Origin of the sequence: Enterococcus sp. AZ011, from assembly GCF_050548355.1 — a bacterium.
Classification (GTDB): Bacteria; Bacillota; Bacilli; order Lactobacillales; family Enterococcaceae; genus Enterococcus; species Enterococcus faecalis.
The window spans coordinates 2,154,797-2,170,359 of record NZ_CP172959.1 but is presented as its reverse complement, the minus strand read 5'-3'; the positions used below and the strand labels follow the sequence as shown (position 1 = coordinate 2,170,359).

General features: G+C 37.1%; 15 protein-coding genes. 10 read left to right on the top strand and 5 right to left on the bottom strand.

Annotation, left to right across the window (positions count from 1 at the left end; translation table 11 throughout):
* Positions 1-274 precede the first annotated feature (274 nt).
* The 3 genes from trmL (at position 275) to recD2 (ending at position 4,278) form a co-directional block, all read left to right on the top strand.
* Positions 275-781 (top strand): tRNA (uridine(34)/cytosine(34)/5-carboxymethylaminomethyluridine(34)-2'-O)-methyltransferase TrmL, encoded by a 507-nt coding sequence (trmL, locus tag IGL36_RS10410; protein ID WP_002356493.1) that lies wholly within the window; start codon positions 275-277, stop codon positions 779-781.
* Between the two features lie 216 nt (positions 782-997).
* Entirely contained in the window at positions 998-1,642 is a 645-nt protein-coding gene (locus IGL36_RS10405; RefSeq protein ID WP_002365042.1) for a histidine phosphatase family protein, read from the top strand.
* 26 nt (positions 1,643-1,668) lie between these two features.
* Positions 1,669-4,278 carry an SF1B family DNA helicase RecD2 gene (recD2, locus tag IGL36_RS10400; protein ID WP_002397977.1) on the top strand — a complete coding sequence of 870 codons (2,610 nt, stop codon included), beginning with the start codon at positions 1,669-1,671 and terminating at the stop codon, positions 4,276-4,278.
* Positions 4,279-4,344: 66 nt separating this feature from the next.
* Here recD2 and IGL36_RS10395 read toward each other — a convergent pair whose 3' ends face one another.
* On the bottom strand, positions 4,345-5,304 hold the full coding sequence (locus tag IGL36_RS10395) for a diacylglycerol/lipid kinase family protein (protein ID WP_002397978.1): 960 nt from the start codon (positions 5,302-5,304) through the stop codon (positions 4,345-4,347).
* Positions 5,305-5,566: 262 nt separating this feature from the next.
* Between IGL36_RS10395 and IGL36_RS10390 the strand changes: the two genes are divergently transcribed.
* Complete coding sequence (locus tag IGL36_RS10390) at positions 5,567-6,073, top strand: QueT transporter family protein (protein ID WP_002397979.1); 507 nt, start codon at positions 5,567-5,569, stop codon at positions 6,071-6,073.
* Between the two features lie 237 nt (positions 6,074-6,310).
* Complete coding sequence (locus tag IGL36_RS10385; RefSeq protein ID WP_002397980.1) at positions 6,311-7,516, top strand: aminoacyltransferase; 1,206 nt, start codon at positions 6,311-6,313, stop codon at positions 7,514-7,516.
* A gap of 54 nt (positions 7,517-7,570) precedes the next feature.
* On the opposite strand, the gene IGL36_RS10380 is transcribed toward IGL36_RS10385, so the two are convergent.
* Genes IGL36_RS10380 through IGL36_RS10365 form a run of 4 tightly spaced genes read right to left on the bottom strand, consistent with a single transcriptional unit; the run spans position 7,571 to position 10,542 of the window.
* The gene (locus IGL36_RS10380) at positions 7,571-8,206 is read right to left on the bottom strand and encodes an ECF transporter S component (protein ID WP_002356501.1); all 636 of its coding nucleotides are present in this window, start codon (positions 8,204-8,206) and stop codon (positions 7,571-7,573) included.
* Between the two features lie 3 nt (positions 8,207-8,209).
* Positions 8,210-8,764: a phosphopantothenoylcysteine decarboxylase gene (coaC, locus tag IGL36_RS10375; RefSeq protein WP_002384108.1), complete on the bottom strand. Its 555-nt coding sequence runs from the start codon at positions 8,762-8,764 to the stop codon at positions 8,210-8,212.
* The gene (coaB, locus tag IGL36_RS10370) at positions 8,761-9,534 is read right to left on the bottom strand and encodes a phosphopantothenate--cysteine ligase (RefSeq protein ID WP_002395493.1); all 774 of its coding nucleotides are present in this window, start codon (positions 9,532-9,534) and stop codon (positions 8,761-8,763) included. Before coaB ends, coaC begins: the two co-directional genes overlap by 4 nt.
* A 15-nt stretch (positions 9,535-9,549) precedes the next feature.
* A complete protein-coding gene (locus IGL36_RS10365) occupies positions 9,550-10,542 on the bottom strand; it encodes a YhdH/YhfP family quinone oxidoreductase (RefSeq protein WP_002397981.1) in 993 nt (330 codons plus the stop codon).
* A gap of 263 nt (positions 10,543-10,805) precedes the next feature.
* Here IGL36_RS10365 and IGL36_RS10360 point away from each other — a divergent pair, with 263 nt between their 5' ends.
* The 5 genes from IGL36_RS10360 to IGL36_RS10340 are packed head-to-tail and all read left to right on the top strand — an operon-like array spanning position 10,806 to position 15,190.
* Positions 10,806-11,348, top strand: a complete 543-nt coding sequence (locus IGL36_RS10360) for a helix-turn-helix domain-containing protein (RefSeq protein ID WP_002384111.1) — start codon at positions 10,806-10,808, stop codon at positions 11,346-11,348.
* Positions 11,349-11,373: 25 nt separating this feature from the next.
* A complete protein-coding gene (locus tag IGL36_RS10355; RefSeq protein WP_002356508.1) occupies positions 11,374-12,459 on the top strand; it encodes an ABC transporter ATP-binding protein in 1,086 nt (361 codons plus the stop codon).
* Between the two features lie 18 nt (positions 12,460-12,477).
* The gene (locus tag IGL36_RS10350) at positions 12,478-13,284 is read left to right on the top strand and encodes an ABC transporter permease (protein WP_002356510.1); all 807 of its coding nucleotides are present in this window, start codon (positions 12,478-12,480) and stop codon (positions 13,282-13,284) included.
* The gene (locus IGL36_RS10345; protein WP_002356512.1) at positions 13,284-14,120 is read left to right on the top strand and encodes an ABC transporter permease; all 837 of its coding nucleotides are present in this window, start codon (positions 13,284-13,286) and stop codon (positions 14,118-14,120) included. The genes IGL36_RS10350 and IGL36_RS10345 overlap by 1 nt, the downstream gene beginning before the upstream one ends.
* Positions 14,117-15,190, top strand: a complete 1,074-nt coding sequence (locus IGL36_RS10340) for an ABC transporter substrate-binding protein (RefSeq protein WP_002394111.1) — start codon at positions 14,117-14,119, stop codon at positions 15,188-15,190. The genes IGL36_RS10345 and IGL36_RS10340 overlap by 4 nt, the downstream gene beginning before the upstream one ends.
* The last annotated feature ends 373 nt before the right edge of the window (positions 15,191-15,563 follow it).

Here is a 15,563-nt window from a genome sequence, read left to right as displayed (position 1 = left end):
AAGTGACATTGGTGTTATATTACTTACAAGTTGTTTTTTCATTGGTTTTTATCAGGGTCCTGTTCTGATAAAAGTTAGTGAAGAGACCTTCACTAACGTAACGACTCGCCGTGCTAGACACCGAGACGGTACGTTTTTTTTATTGGTTAGAATAGCTGCCGCCTGACATCATCGCGTCATGCGGTTTTTTTTTTGAAAATAAGTATTGTGGGCGCTATTTATTTTGAATTTATGCTAAAATGAACACGATTGATATTTGAGGAGCTGAAGATAGTTGACGAACCATATTGTTTTATTTGAACCACAAATTCCAGCAAATACTGGAAATATTGCACGGACATGTGCAGCGACGAATACACCGTTGCATTTAATTGAACCTTTAGGATTTTCAACAGATGATAAACACTTAAAACGTGCCGGATTAGATTATTGGAATGATGTAAATATTACGTATCATAAAGATTTGGCTGCCTTTTTAGCCCATGTGGCAGGCAAACACTTGCATTTAGTAACCAAATTTGCTCATCAAACATACAGCGAGGTCAATTATAATGATGGCGAGGACCATTATTTTCTTTTTGGAAAAGAAACAACGGGCTTACCAGAAACGTTTATGCGAGAAAACGAAGAAAAGTGTATCCGAATTCCTATGAATGATGAACATGTGCGCTCATTGAATCTTTCTAACACTGCCGCACTAATTGTTTATGAAGCCTTACGTCAGCAAAATTTTCCGAACTTAGAACTGACGCATCATTATGAAAATGATAAATTGGATTAAAAAAAGTTAAGACAGTAGCGCTTTTTTCAAAAATGTCAGAAGAAAGTGGTTTTATTTTTACTGTTGGCCAATTTCCAAGCCTAGAACAAAAAACAATTTAGATTTTTGTTCTAGGCTTATTTTGCTTGGATTACTAGAAACTTCCATGGATATTTTCGCAGGGAAGTGATAAACTAGAAAGACATATGAAGAGATAAAGAAGTTTGGAGAAGTTACATGAAATTATATTTTACACGACATGGAAAAACTGAATGGAATCAACAGAAACGATTTCAAGGAATGACAGGAGATTCGCCGTTATTACCAACTAGTTATGACGAAATTAAACAATTAGGCCAATATTTACAAGATATTCCGTTTGAAAAAATTTATTCGAGTCCGCTATTACGTGCCAAAAATACTGCGCGGGGAATTCAACAAGAATTGAATCGTCCAGTTGAAATTGTTTATACAGATAGCTTAAAAGAATTAGGTTTAGGTCGTTTAGAAGGACAATATATTGAAGAAATGCGTAATTTTTATGGAGAAGAATTAGATCATTTACGGCATCGTTTAGATTTGTATGATCCAACAATTTTTGATGGTGAACCAATCGAGCAAGCGATTCAACGAATTTCAGAAACAGTTGCTGAAGCGGCGAAGCAACACGAAGGTCCAGTTCTATTTGTCGGACACGGAGCAGCCCTGACGGCGGCAATCCAAGCGATGGCTGGTAAACCATTATCAGAATTACGGACAATGGGCGGGCTGTTAAACAATAGCCTCTCAATCCTTGAAACAAAAGAGGCATCAAGGAACATGCCGTACGACTTAACGTTATGGAATGATACGTCTTTTTTAGCTAAAGAAAAAGCACAATAAGCGCACAACAGAAAGGAGGGCTTGTAGTGGTAACACTTTTTGGTGAGGACGAAGAAAAAGCCTTTATTGTTGGGACTGTACAAGCAATCTTTTTTGAAAATCCCAGTAATTTTTATAAAGTCGTTCTTGTAAATGTGACCGATACAAATACAGATTATTTAGAAAAAGAAATTGTAGTAACTGGAAGTTTTGGCCAAGTTCAAGAAGAGGAACCCTATCGTTTCTTTGGTCATTTTGTGGACCATCCTCGTTATGGCAGACAGTTTCAGGTGGATAGTTATCAGCAAGAAAGACCGACTTCGGCTAGTGGGGTGGTTAACTATTTATCAAGTGATAAATTTCCTGGCATTGGTAAACGAACCGCTGAAAAAATTGTTGAAGTATTAGGGGAAAGTGCGATTGACCGAATTATTGATGACCCGAGTGTTTTGGAAGAAGTTACTGTTTTAAATGAAAAAAAACGTCAAGTAATCGTCGAAACAATTCGCTTGAATCACGGGATGGAGCAAGTGATTGTGGGACTAAATCGATACGGCTTCGGTAGTCAGTTAGCTTTTTCAATTTATCAAACCTATCAAGAAGAAACCCTTTCTGTGATTCAAGAAAATCCTTATCAGTTAGTTGAAGATATTGAGGGAGTCGGATTTAAACGAGCGGACAATATTGCTGAACAAATCGGCATTCAGGCGGATTCTGCTGTTCGAATTCGAGCGGCGATTTTACATGAAGTGTTTGAACACTCCATTCGCTCAGGCAATACGTATGTTCAAGCAGATGTTTTATTAGAAGAAGCAATTCGGACCTTGGAAGCAAGTCGCCCAGTGGAAATCTCACCTGATCAAGTGGCCAATGAAATCATTACGTTAGTCGAACATGGAAAAATCCAACAAGAAGAGACTAAACTTTTTGAGAACAGTCTCTATTTTTCTGAATGGGGCATTGGTACTTCGATTCAGCGTTTACTTTCTCGTAAAAAAGAAATTCATTATGAGGAAGAAGAAGTCCAAAAAAATATCCGAATGATTGAGAAACGTTTAAATATTCAGTATGGCGACTCGCAACAAGCAGCGATTGAAGAAGCGATTAAATCACCGTTATTTATTTTAACTGGAGGGCCCGGAACAGGGAAAACAACTGTTATTAATGGGATTGTCTCGTTGTTTGCGGAACTAAATGGTCTTTCATTAGATCTCAAAGACTATACGCAGGAGATGTTTCCAATCTTGCTAGCGGCGCCAACTGGGCGAGCAGCGAAACGTATGAACGAAACGACAGGTTTACCTGCAAGTACCATCCACCGTTTGTTAGGCTTGACAGGTCGTGAAAAAAATCCGAGTTTAACCGCCAAAGAATTAGAAGGCGGTTTGCTAATTGTAGATGAAATGTCCATGGTGGATACTTGGTTAGCCAATACGTTATTAAAAGCTATTCCGACAAACATGCAAGTGATTTTTGTTGGTGATAAGGATCAGCTACCGTCTGTCGGTCCAGGTCAAGTCTTACATGACTTATTGCAAATTAACGAAATTCCCAAATGTGAGCTAAACGAAATTTATCGTCAAGGAGACGGTTCAAGTATTATTCCTCTTGCCCATGAAATTAAAGAAGGAAAGTTGCCTACTGATTTTCAAAAAAATCAAAAGGATCGCTCGTTCTTTGCAAGTGATATTGGTCATATTGAAGAATACATTCGACAAATCGTCACAAAGGCAAAAGCAAAAGGGTTTACGCCACAAGATATTCAAGTTTTAGCGCCAATGTATCGTGGCGCAGCTGGCATTGATGCCTTGAATAAAATGATGCAAGAAATCTTCAATCCAAATGAGGGGAAGAAAAAAGAAGTCAAGTGGAATGACACCGTCTATCGGATCGGGGACAAAGTTTTGCAACTAGTCAATACGCCAGAATTAAATGTGTTCAATGGAGATATGGGAGAAATCGTCGGAATTACTTTAGCCAAAGACTCAGAGGACAAAGTGGACGAGTTGGTTTTACAGTTTGATAATAATGAAGTAACGTATAAAAGAAATGAATGGAATAAAATTACGCTATCGTATTGTTGTTCGATTCATAAAGCGCAAGGTAGTGAATTCCGCATGGTGTTACTGCCAATGGTTCATCAGTATAGCCGAATGCTGCAACGAAATTTGCTGTATACAGCAGTGACACGTAGTAAAGAATTATTAATTCTACTAGGTGAGGTTTCTGCTTTTGAAACATGTGTCAAAAACGAATCGGCTAGTCGCATGACGATGCTAAAAGAACGAATCGTGAACGCAGAACAAATGACCTTAACGACTAGAACTCAGTTAGAAGCCTATGAAGAAGGTTTAACGGCAGACCATCCATTTACTGAAAAGGAAACAAAAGCTGTCTCTTATGAAACTGAACAGCAATCAACGAAAGCCAATCAGATCAAAGAAACAGACGATCAATTAGTTGACACAACGGTACAAGAAGTTTCGCTATTTGCTGATGAAGGAGAAGAGTCAACCCCAGAAACAGCAAAGAAAGCGACAAAAGTTGTCGAAGAACCATTACCAAAAGAACCACGACTAACAGTCGAAATTATTCAAACAAATGCTGTTGATCCAATGATTGGAATGAAGGATACGACGCCTTATCAATTTATGTGAGAAAAGGAAAGAGTGCCATAAGTCGTTTTGACTTATGGCACTCTTTTTCAACCTTAAGGGACTCAGTTAAAACCAAAACAAACGTTTTTGTGTGGTATAAACCATATCAATACTTCGTTTGCCTAAAATCTCGCCATCTGCGTGAATGGTTTGTGGAATCGTCGAAACAATTCGAATTTTACTTGATTGAAAATGATGAAAATGTTTAGATTTCCCTTGTTTTTGGCGAAGCAATAGGAAAATAAGCCACAAAATTTTAAAAATATTGATTCGTTCCACGACAACTAAGTCCACGACTGCTTTGCGAGGATTGGCCGTCGGCATAATTGATACGCCCCCGCCAAAATAAGGATGATTTGTGACCGTACATAGGAAAGCACGATTAAATGTGTATTGTTTACCATTCATTTCAACTAAAATTGGAAAGCTTTTTTGTTTAAAAAAGACATGAATGATTGAAGAAATATAGGAAAGCGAGCCAAGCTTAAATTTATTTAAGGCTTTTTTTGATGACGATTCGTTGGTTTTTTCCACGATTGCCGCATCTAACCCTAAGCCAACATTATTGGTGGCTAAGCCGATTTCTTCTTGGTTGGCTTCTACATAATGAATTGTTTGAATTTCTTTTGGTCGTCTGGTGCGCAGGATTTGATGCAATGCTTTATCAATATTTCTTGATAATCCCACCCCTCGTGCAAAATCATTTCCAGAGCCGCATGGAATATAGCTTAAAGGAATAGCTGAATCATATGGAAGTAATGAATTAATGACATTATGTAGTGTGCCATCGCCGCCTAGCACGACTAGGATTGGAAAAGTTGAAACGTCTAAGTCTTCAGACCAAGGAAGTAAAGTTGTTTCTGCAAGTTCCTTCGTCAATTCTTTTTCATGTCCAGCGTAATCAGTGTAAAGAGCCGTATATTTAAGTTCTTGTTGCTTGAGTTGTTGAATCACTTTTCTAGCGACTTTTCGGCCATTGCCGCTACTTGCCTGCTCGTTGATAATAAGATAGTAGTGAATGTTCATTGAGCTCCTCCTTTGAATCGCTATTGTCCATTATACCAGAGGGAGGAACTTCTGCGAATAAAGATTGCTTAAAAAAGTAAAAAATGACTAGAAAAAGGCACGAAACAATGCATGAGAGGTGAAAACTGCAAATAAGTGCAAAGTAAAACAGGGCTTTCATTGACTATTTTGACTTTCCATATTAGAATGTGAACTGTTGCAATTGTAACCAAGGTTCATCAACCATCCCTTGTAAAAAAACTCGGAGAAAGAAGGAAAAAGTATGCAAAATTCGTTTCAAGCCAATCGAAAGCTAAGAACAGTCTTAGCCAATGGTATCATTATGGGCTTATATATTGTCCTCTCTTTATTGGTTCGGCCAGTTTCTTCTGGTATGATTCAATTTAGAATTTCAGAAAGTTTGAATCACCTAGTCGTTTTCAATCGCAAATTGATGTGGGGTGTTTTAGGCGGCGTTATCTTTTTTAACTTATTTTTTGGTTTCGGTGTAATGGATGCTCTGTTTGGTGGAGCGCAAACATTATTTGCGTTGAGTTTAGCAGCTTTTTTACAAAAAAAGGTACCAAGTATTCCTGTTAGAATGTGTCTAAATAGTCTATTTTTCACTGTAAGTATGTTTTTTATTGCCTTTATGCTAGTACCAAGTGGCGGTCAAGCATTTTGGACAACTTATGGTTGGTTAGCATTAAGTGAAGCGATTATTATGACGATTTCAGCACCAATCATGTATTTTATCAACAAGTCATTAAAATTTGAAACACGTATTTAATTGAAAAGATGTGGATAGAAATGATTCATCCTTTGAATGGCAGTGAAGAAAAGTGTCGTTGCTATTAGTGAACTAAGTGATAGAATGAACTGTTTCTACCTCTTCTTTTTTACATAAAGAATAAGATCTACATTTTTTCTAAAAATTTTCATGTAAAACTTTACTAGTCTGTTGGAATACACTATGATAGTGTAAGATAAACGGACTATTGGAAAGTCACAGCAGAGGAGTTTGAACATGTACACATTTAAAATCGGTATTCCGGCAGAAGTACACGATACATTTGTTAAAAATCACCCATTATGTAATTTACTACAGTCATCTTCATGGGCAAAAGTCAAGGATAACTGGGGTTCTGAAATTGTTGGGGTTTATGAAAAGGATACATTAGTCGCATCAAGTTTAGTTTTAATCAAACCATTACCAGCCGGTTTTACGATGTTATATACACCAAGAGGTCCAGTAATGGACTATACAAATGAACGTCTGGTCAGCTACTTTATGGCTGAATTGAAAAAATTTGGCAAGAAAAAACGAGCTTTATTTATAAAAATGGATCCAGCGGTTCACTATCAAGATTTTCATTTAGGAGAAGAACATCAACCGCATGCTGAAGCGACAGCTATTATTGAGACCTTGAAAAAAGCAGGGGCCAAATATCAAGGATTGACAATGGATATGGGGGCCACCATCCAGCCCCGCTTCCAAGCGAATATTTATCGTGAAGATTTTAGTGAAGAACAATTGTCAAAAAGCACCAAGAAAATGATTAAAACAGCTGAAAAAAAAGGGGTCGTTGTGCAGCAAGGGCATGTTGACTTTGTTGATGAATTTGAAAAAGTCATTCAATCAACCATGGAACGCCAACATATTTCTTTACGGAATAGTGATTACTTTAAGAAGCTGTTGAACATTTACCCAGAAGACTCCTTTATTATGCTAGCGGAAGTCAATTTAAAGGAACGCTTAGATAGCACGCAACAACGCTATGACAAAAATCAAAAAGACTTGAGTAATTTGAAAGAAAATCAAGTGAAAAAGCGCCATAATTTAGAAGAATTAGATGCTTCCTTGACTCGGGAACTAAAAGAATTAGAAGAAAATATCGCAGAAGCTGGTGAAATTGTAACGGTTGCTGGCGCCTTGGCTGTGACATTTGGTCCAACAAGTGAAATCCTTTATGCTGGCTTAGATGATCGTTATAAACGCTACATGCCAACATATGTGACTTGGCGAGATGCCATTCAAGAATGTTTTAACCGTGGCTGCGAAAGCTGTAATATGGGCGGCTTAGAAGGTAGTTTAAATGATGGCTTAATTAAGTTTAAAGCGAACTTCAACCCAACGATTAATGAATTTATTGGGGAATTTGATTTACCGGTTAATAAATTATTATTTAAAGCCAGTGAATATGCTTATAAATTACGAAAACAAAAAAAATAAATAAAAAACACAGGGACTAAAAATCAAACTTGATTTTTAGTCTCTGTGTTTTTTCTATAATTTTTGCGTTGCATTCCGTTTCATTAAGCGAAGCAAAACGCTAGCAATTGCTGAAGCAGCTACACCAGCAACAAGAGCTTCTGGCACACCAGAACTGAAAATCGTCGCAATAATAGCTAGGTAAACAGCAGTTCCAGCTTTACCAATAATTTCAGCATAAGCTGAATTAAAAAGAAAATAAATCATGTTCATGACTAAAATGGTATTCGTTGCTGAGCCTAAAACACCAGCCACAAATAAGGAGACAGGTTGCGCTTTTTCCTTCGTTAATTTATTTAGCCATTTGTAAGCGAAATAAGGAACGACCCCAATTAAAATCCGCGGAATGAGCACAATTAAAAGAGCCTTCCAACTACCGTGATCGGTACCGATCACGGGAATAAATGGAGAAAAAACAAACGACAAAGGTGTTGGTGCTGTCGTATTTTTAATTAAGCTAATGATCCCAAACGTGCCGCCCAACATACTACCGATTTTTGGCCCTAAAACAATGGAACCAATAATTACAGGAATATGCATCGTGGTCGAATTTAAAGGACCTAATGTGATAAATCCTAGCGGGGTTAAAGCCAGTAAAAGTAAGATAGCTAAGAACATTGCTGTTAACGTAAATTTTTTCGTGTTATTCATAAATTACTCCTTGTTATCAGATGCTAAAATTTTCATCACTGTTTGAATGATATCTTCAACAGTGGCAAGTGCGCCACGACCATAATCGCCACAAGCTAATAGAGCTTCACGTGGGATTATTTCTTGATAGCCGACTTCTTTTAAAATGCCAATATTTCGTTGGACAATGGGGTTTTGGTACATATACGTATTCATCGCGGGCGCAATAATTTTTGGTGTTTCAGGATAAAGTGCCAAAGCAACTGTTGATAATAAGTCATCGGCAATCCCATGGGCTAATTTCCCAATTGTATTGGCCGAAGCAGGTGCTACTAAAAATAAATCCGCTTTTTTAGCTAACTCAATGTGATTAATTTTACTGGGATCAATTTCCATCATGACATCCGTATGCACTGGATTCTTAGAAAGTGATTGTAACGTCAGCGGAGTGATGAACGCCGTGCTGCTTTTAGTCATTAAAATTTCCACATTGTAGCCAAGCTTAGCTAGTTGACTTGTAATATCTGCTGCTTTATATGCAGAAATGCTGCCAGAGACGCCTAATAAAATAGTTTTCATTGTTGTTCTCTCCATTTCTTTTCAACATTTTTAACGATCATTGAACCAATCCCTTGTTTTGAACAAGCTTCTTGGACAATACCCGTTTCGTTAATTAATAATCCTTCGTGTTCTGTTTCATGAACGTTCATCAAGTCATTGGCTAAGACAAAGTCACACCGATTTTTAACCAAAGCGGCTTGTGCAACCTGGACAAGTTCTGCTTGTGCAACGTCGACAAGTAATTTAAAGCCCACTAAAACAGTTTGGGGTTGCTTGTCACGAATCATTTGGATGACTTTAGGATTTTTCTTTAGAAAAATTAATAATCGGTCCGTATCAGATGAAATTTTTGTTGCTGTTTGAGGAATATCAGCAATCTGATTCAATGTGTTTTGAACGATAGTTACCAAGGCTTCTTTGGTCTTTGGCAATGTTTGTTCGCTTAATTGTTGAGCAAAAGAATCAATAAATTGTTCTTCCGTTTGCGCGGTTTCCGTCGTAAAATCACTGACTGCCATTGCGTGAACAATCGCATCAAATTGCTTTTCAGCAAAGAGTTGTTCTAACGTAGTGGCTAATTCAACCGTTGTTTCTATTTCTTTAATTGATAAGTCCAATTGTTGGGTTGGACGTAATGCATGTTTGGTTGTTACGTAGGTTACGGTGTGTCCAGCAGCTAAAAAACTTTCAGCAATTGCTTTTCCTAGTCCGCCAGAAGAATGATTGGTAATCGAACGAACATTATCAATCGGTTCTGACGTTCCACCAGCAGTAACTAAAACATCCATAATCAAAACGCCTCCTTAAGAAATTCGGACAATGGTCCGTCCAATATGTTGGCCTGCTTGTAATGCTTCAAAAACAGGGGGAAGTTCTTCTAAAGTAATCTCTTGATACACAGCTTTTTCAGTGATGTCTAAATCAGTGGCAAGACGTTGCCAGACTATTTTTCGTTTGTCCATACCAACATTAACCGAATCAATGCCCAATAAATGAACGCCCCGTAAAATAAAGGGTAAAACGGTTGTCTCTAATGTCATTCCAGCAGCGCGGCCACAAATGGCTGAACGGCCATCATAACGAAGTTGTGGTAAAACAGCAGAAGTAATTTCCCCACCAGTGGTATCAATTGCAAAAGCAAAACGCTGTTTCATTAATGCTTTAACAGGAGTTGCTAAGAAATCTTCTACTAATAAGCATTCACTAACACCTAACTCTTTTAAAAGCTCAAAAGAACCTGGCTTTCTAGTTAATGCAGTGATTGAAGTGTAGCCTAATTGATGCAACATCGCAATAGACAATGTCGCAACACCGCCTGTCGCACCAGTTACAATGATGGGGGCTTCTTTGTCGTCGCGTAAGCCATCGTCTTCTAAAGCTGTGACAGATAATCCGGCCGTAAAGCCAGCAGTTCCGAAAATCATTGCTTCTTTGAGACTCATTTTTTCAGGAAGTGGAACTACCCAATCGCCAGGAACACGCACATATTCAGAATAACCACCAGTATGACTAACCCCTAATTGATAGCCTGTTACGATCACTTTATCGCCTTCTTTGAAACGAGGATCTTCCGATGTGACAACAGTGCCACTGACATCAATTCCTGGAATCATTGGATAATTGCGAATCACACCGCCGTCTTTTTTTGAAGCTAAAGAGTCTTTAAAGTTAACTGAGGAGTAGGCTGCTTTGATTACTACAGTGCCTTCTGATAAATCGTCTAAAGTAATGGTTTCTAGTTGACCAATAACAGATGTATCTTGTTCTCTTAACGTAAATGCTTGAAATGAATTCATATAAAAACTCTCCTTCCAATTATGTAAAAAAGCAACTCGTCTTATTTTATCATATTCTGATTTTTTCGTATCATTTTTCTTCTTATAAACAGTAAGTTATACAGAAAAGAAAGATTGTGTGACAATTAGACTAGAAAAATAAAGAAAAATGGTTGAAATTTTTCAAAAAGTTCGTATACTAAAAAAGGTAAAACTAAACTGTAAGTTTAGTATTACAAAACTTTTGTTGAAAAGATTAGTTGAAAATAGAAACGAGGTGTGCCATGGAAATTGGTGAGAAGTTGAGAAATTTACGCATTCAGAAAAATTTAACACAAGAAGAATTAGGCGAAAGAACGGATTTATCCAAAGGCTATATTTCCCAATTGGAGCGGGATTTAAGCTCACCATCAATGGAAACATTTTTCTCAATTTTAGAAGTACTAGGCGTGACGCCAGAGCAGTTTTTTAGTCAGCAACCGCTTGAACAGAAAATTGTCTACAATGAAGAAGAAAGTACCCTCTATTATGATGAAGAACATGGCTATGAACTAAAATGGTTAATTCCAGCCTCAAATGAAAAAGAAATGGAACCTGTCATTATTACTTTTGATAAAAATGGCGAATACAAAACGTTTGAACCTTCTCTATCAGAAACATTTATTTATGTGATTGATGGCTCCATTCGTTTGATATTAGGGGAAGCCACGTATATTGCTAAAAAAGGTCAAACCATGTATTACCAAGCAACAGAACCTCACCAAATTAGCAACAATGGTCGAGGAAAAAGTCGTGCGTTAATTGTGGCGACAGAATCGTATTTATAAAGGACGAAATGGAGGAGTTTATCCAGTGAGAAACCATGTGATTTCATTTGAAAATGTTGTCAAACAATTTGACGATGAACCAGTATTAAAAAATGTCAGCTTTGAAATTGAAGAAGGAAAATTTTATACGTTATTAGGACCTTCAGGATGTGGCAAAACAACGATTTTGCGTATTATTGCGGGATTCAATGACGTGACTTCTGGCGATGTTTATTTTGATGGTAAAAGAATAAATGATGTACCTGCCAATAAACGCCAAGTCAATACCGTGTTTCAGGATTATGCTTTGTTTCCTCACATGAATGTTTTTGATAATGTTGCGTTTGGTTTAAAAATCAAAAAACTATCCAAAGCAGAAATTGAAAAAAAAGTGAAAGAGGCATTACGTTTGGTTCAATTACCCGGCTACGAAACACGTGAAATTAGTGAAATGTCTGGGGGCCAACGTCAGCGGGTCGCAATTGCACGAGCGATTGTCAATGAGCCAAAAGTATTGCTTTTAGATGAGCCGTTATCCGCTTTAGATTTGAAATTACGCACAGCGATGCAATATGAACTACGTGATTTACAACAACGTTTAGGGATTACTTTTATTTTTGTGACCCATGATCAAGAAGAAGCATTAGCGATGAGCGATGAAATTTTTGTCATGAATAAAGGTCATATCGTGCAAAGTGGCACACCAGTCGATATTTATGATGAACCGATTAATCACTTTGTTGCTGACTTTGTGGGGGAAAGTAATATTGTGGACGGCGTGATGCTGGAAGATAATTTAGTTTCATTTGTGGGCAAAAAGTTTGAATGTGTCGATGGCGGCATGCGGAAAAATGAACCTGTAGAAGTCGTTTTACGTCCAGAAGACTTAACGATTACCACGCTTGAAAAAGGCAAGCTAACCGTAACGGTGGACACGCAGTTATTCCGCGGCGTTCATTATGAAATTATTTGTTTTGATGAACAAGGAAATGAATGGATGGTGCATTCCACTCGAAAAGCCAAAGAAGGCGCTCAAGTAGGGCTCTCCTTTGAGCCAGAAGATATTCACGTGATGCGCTTCAATGAATCAGAAGAAGACTTTGATGCCCGTTTAGAAAGTTACGACGAGTAAACGAAAGGGGAAAATAAAATGAAAACAATGCGTCGAATTTATTCGATTCCCTATGTAATGTGGTTACTTTTATTCGTCATTGCGCCAGTGCTAATGATTATTTATCAATCATTTTTCGATATGAATGGCCAGTTTACCTTGGCGAATTACCAAACGTATTTTACATCAGGAACGTATTTAAGTATGACCATTAATTCAGTGTGGTATGCTTTTCTGATTACCATTTTTACGTTATTGGTAAGTTATCCTACGGCTTATTTTTTGACAAAGCTCAAGCATAAACAGTTATGGTTAATGCTCGTTATTTTACCAACGTGGGTGAATTTATTATTAAAAGCTTATGCTTTTATTGGGATTTTCAGTATTCATGGGAGTATCAATCAGTTTATGAGTTTTATGGGTTTGGGTACGCACCAAATTCTGTTTACAGATTTCAGTTTTTTATTTGTCGCAACGTATATAGAAATTCCATTTATGATTATGCCGATTTTTAATGCCTTAGAAGAGATGAATCCTTCATTGATTAGTGCTAGTCGGGACTTAGGAGCTAGCAGTGCGGAAACGTTCCGCCGTGTCATTTTTCCTCTCTCCCTAAACGGTGTGAAAAGTGGCGTTCAAGCTGTCTTTATTCCTTCGCTCTCGCTCTTTATGTTAACGCGTTTAATTGGCGGCAATCGGGTGATTACGTTGGGAACGGCGATTGAGGAACACTTCTTAGTAACGCAAAACTGGGGCATGGGTTCAACAATTGGTGTGATTTTAATTGTTGCCATGTTTATTGTGATGTTGCTGACGGGTGAGAAGAAGAAAGGGCGTGGCAAATAATGCAAAAGAAAAAGTTTAAATGGTCTTATGTGTATTTATTCGTTGTCTTTGCGCTACTGTACGCACCAATCTTTTATTTGATTTTTTATTCGTTTAACGACACGCAAACGATGAATCAGTTTACTGGTTTTACGTTAGATAATTATCGGAACGTTTTTGAAGACACACGCTTGTTAACCATTGTTCTGAATACGTTTTTGTTAGCTTTCTTATCGGCTTTAATAGCAACCATCATTGGAACATTTGGCGCGATGGGGATTTATTATACAAAACGTCGTAAAAACCGGAACACGTTGCTTAGCTTTAATAACATTTTACTCGTTTCACCAGATGTTATTATTGGAGCCAGTTTCTTAATTTTCTTCACGGCAGTAGGGTTTATCAGTTTAGGTTTTACAAGTGTATTATTGTCGCATATTGCCTTTAGTATTCCAATTGTTGTTTTAATGGTTTTACCAAAACTACAAGAGATGAACGATTCTATGGTAGATGCGGCAAGGGATTTAGGGGCCAATAATGTTCAAGTGATTAAAAATATTATTTTGCCTTTTTTAGCGCCTGGAATTATTGCTGGCTACTTTATGGCCTTTACTTATTCGTTGGACGATTTTGCCGTAACATTCTTTGTGACAGGCAATGGTTTTTCAACATTATCTGTTGAAATTTATTCACGAGCACGTCAGGGAATTAGTTTAGAAATCAATGCCTTAAGTGCGTTAGTATTCCTATTCTCAATGATTCTAGTTGTCGGTTATTACTTTATCAGTAAAGACAATACGCCAAAACGTTTAAAGAAAATGCGTCGGGAACAAAGTGAGGTGGCCAAGTTAAAATGAAAAAATTACAGTCACTTTTTATTGGAATTATCGCTATTATTGTCATCTTGTTTTTTGGCGTGCGCCAATTGGAGAAAGCAAGTGGCATGGCAGGAGCAGATACCTTGACCATTTACAATTGGGGGGACTATATAGATCCGGCCTTGATTAAGAAATTTGAAAGAGAAACAGGTTATAAAGTCAATTACGAAACCTTTGATTCTAATGAAGCTATGTATACAAAAATTCAGCAAGGTGGTACAGCCTATGATATTGCCATTCCTTCTGAATATATGATTCAAAAAATGATGAAAGCGAAGATGCTTTTACCACTTGATCACAGCAAATTAAAAGGCTTAGAAAACATTGATGCACGCTTTTTAGATCAATCCTTTGATCCCAAAAATAAGTTTTCCGTTCCGTACTTCTGGGGCACGTTGGGGATTATTTATAATGATAAATTTATTGACGGCCGTCAGATCCAACATTGGGATGATTTATGGCGCCCGGAATTAAAAAATAATGTCATGCTGATTGATGGCGCTCGCGAAGTGTTAGGATTATCTTTGAATAGTTTAGGCTATTCGTTAAACAGTAAAAACGACCAACAATTACGTCAGGCTACCGATAAGTTAAACCGATTAACGAACAATGTCAAAGCAATTGTTGCCGATGAAATCAAAATGTACATGGCTAATGAAGAAAGTGCAGTTGCTGTAACTTTCTCTGGTGAAGCTGCTGAAATGCTAGAAAACAATGAACATCTACATTATGTGATTCCCAGTGAAGGCTCTAATCTCTGGTTTGATAACATTGTGATGCCTAAGACAGCCAAAAATAAAGACGGCGCCTATGCATTTATGAACTTTATGTTACGACCAGAAAATGCAGCACAAAATGCAGAATATATTGGTTATTCCACACCAAATAAAGAAGCTAAAAAACTATTACCAAAAGAAGTTGCCGAAGATAAACAATTTTATCCAGATGATGAAACCATCAAACATTTAGAAGTTTACCAAGATTTAGGTCAAGAATACTTAGGAATTTATAACGATCTGTTCTTGGAGTTTAAGATGTATCGGAAATAGGGAGTAAATTCAGTAAGAATGACTTTAAATTGACACAAATGCAGGGGAATAAACTATTATTTTTATTGCTATTTTCCAAAATTTTACCTAAAGCGACGAACATGTCGCTTTTTTGATGTTTTCTATTAGATAATTCTAACTGAAAAGTTTGATATATGTAAGTTGACACCTAAAAGTTAAATCTGAAAGTCTAACTTTTGGGTGTCATTACAATGTAAGACTAAGCATAGATACTTTTTAAGAAAATATCATCATTTGACTTTTGTTTATATCCTGATTATTTAGAAGAATTGAGGCAAACAAAATTAAAAAAATTTTTTAAAGAAAAATACCGATAAAAAAATCTCCAATCAAAAAGTTGTATACTAGTCCC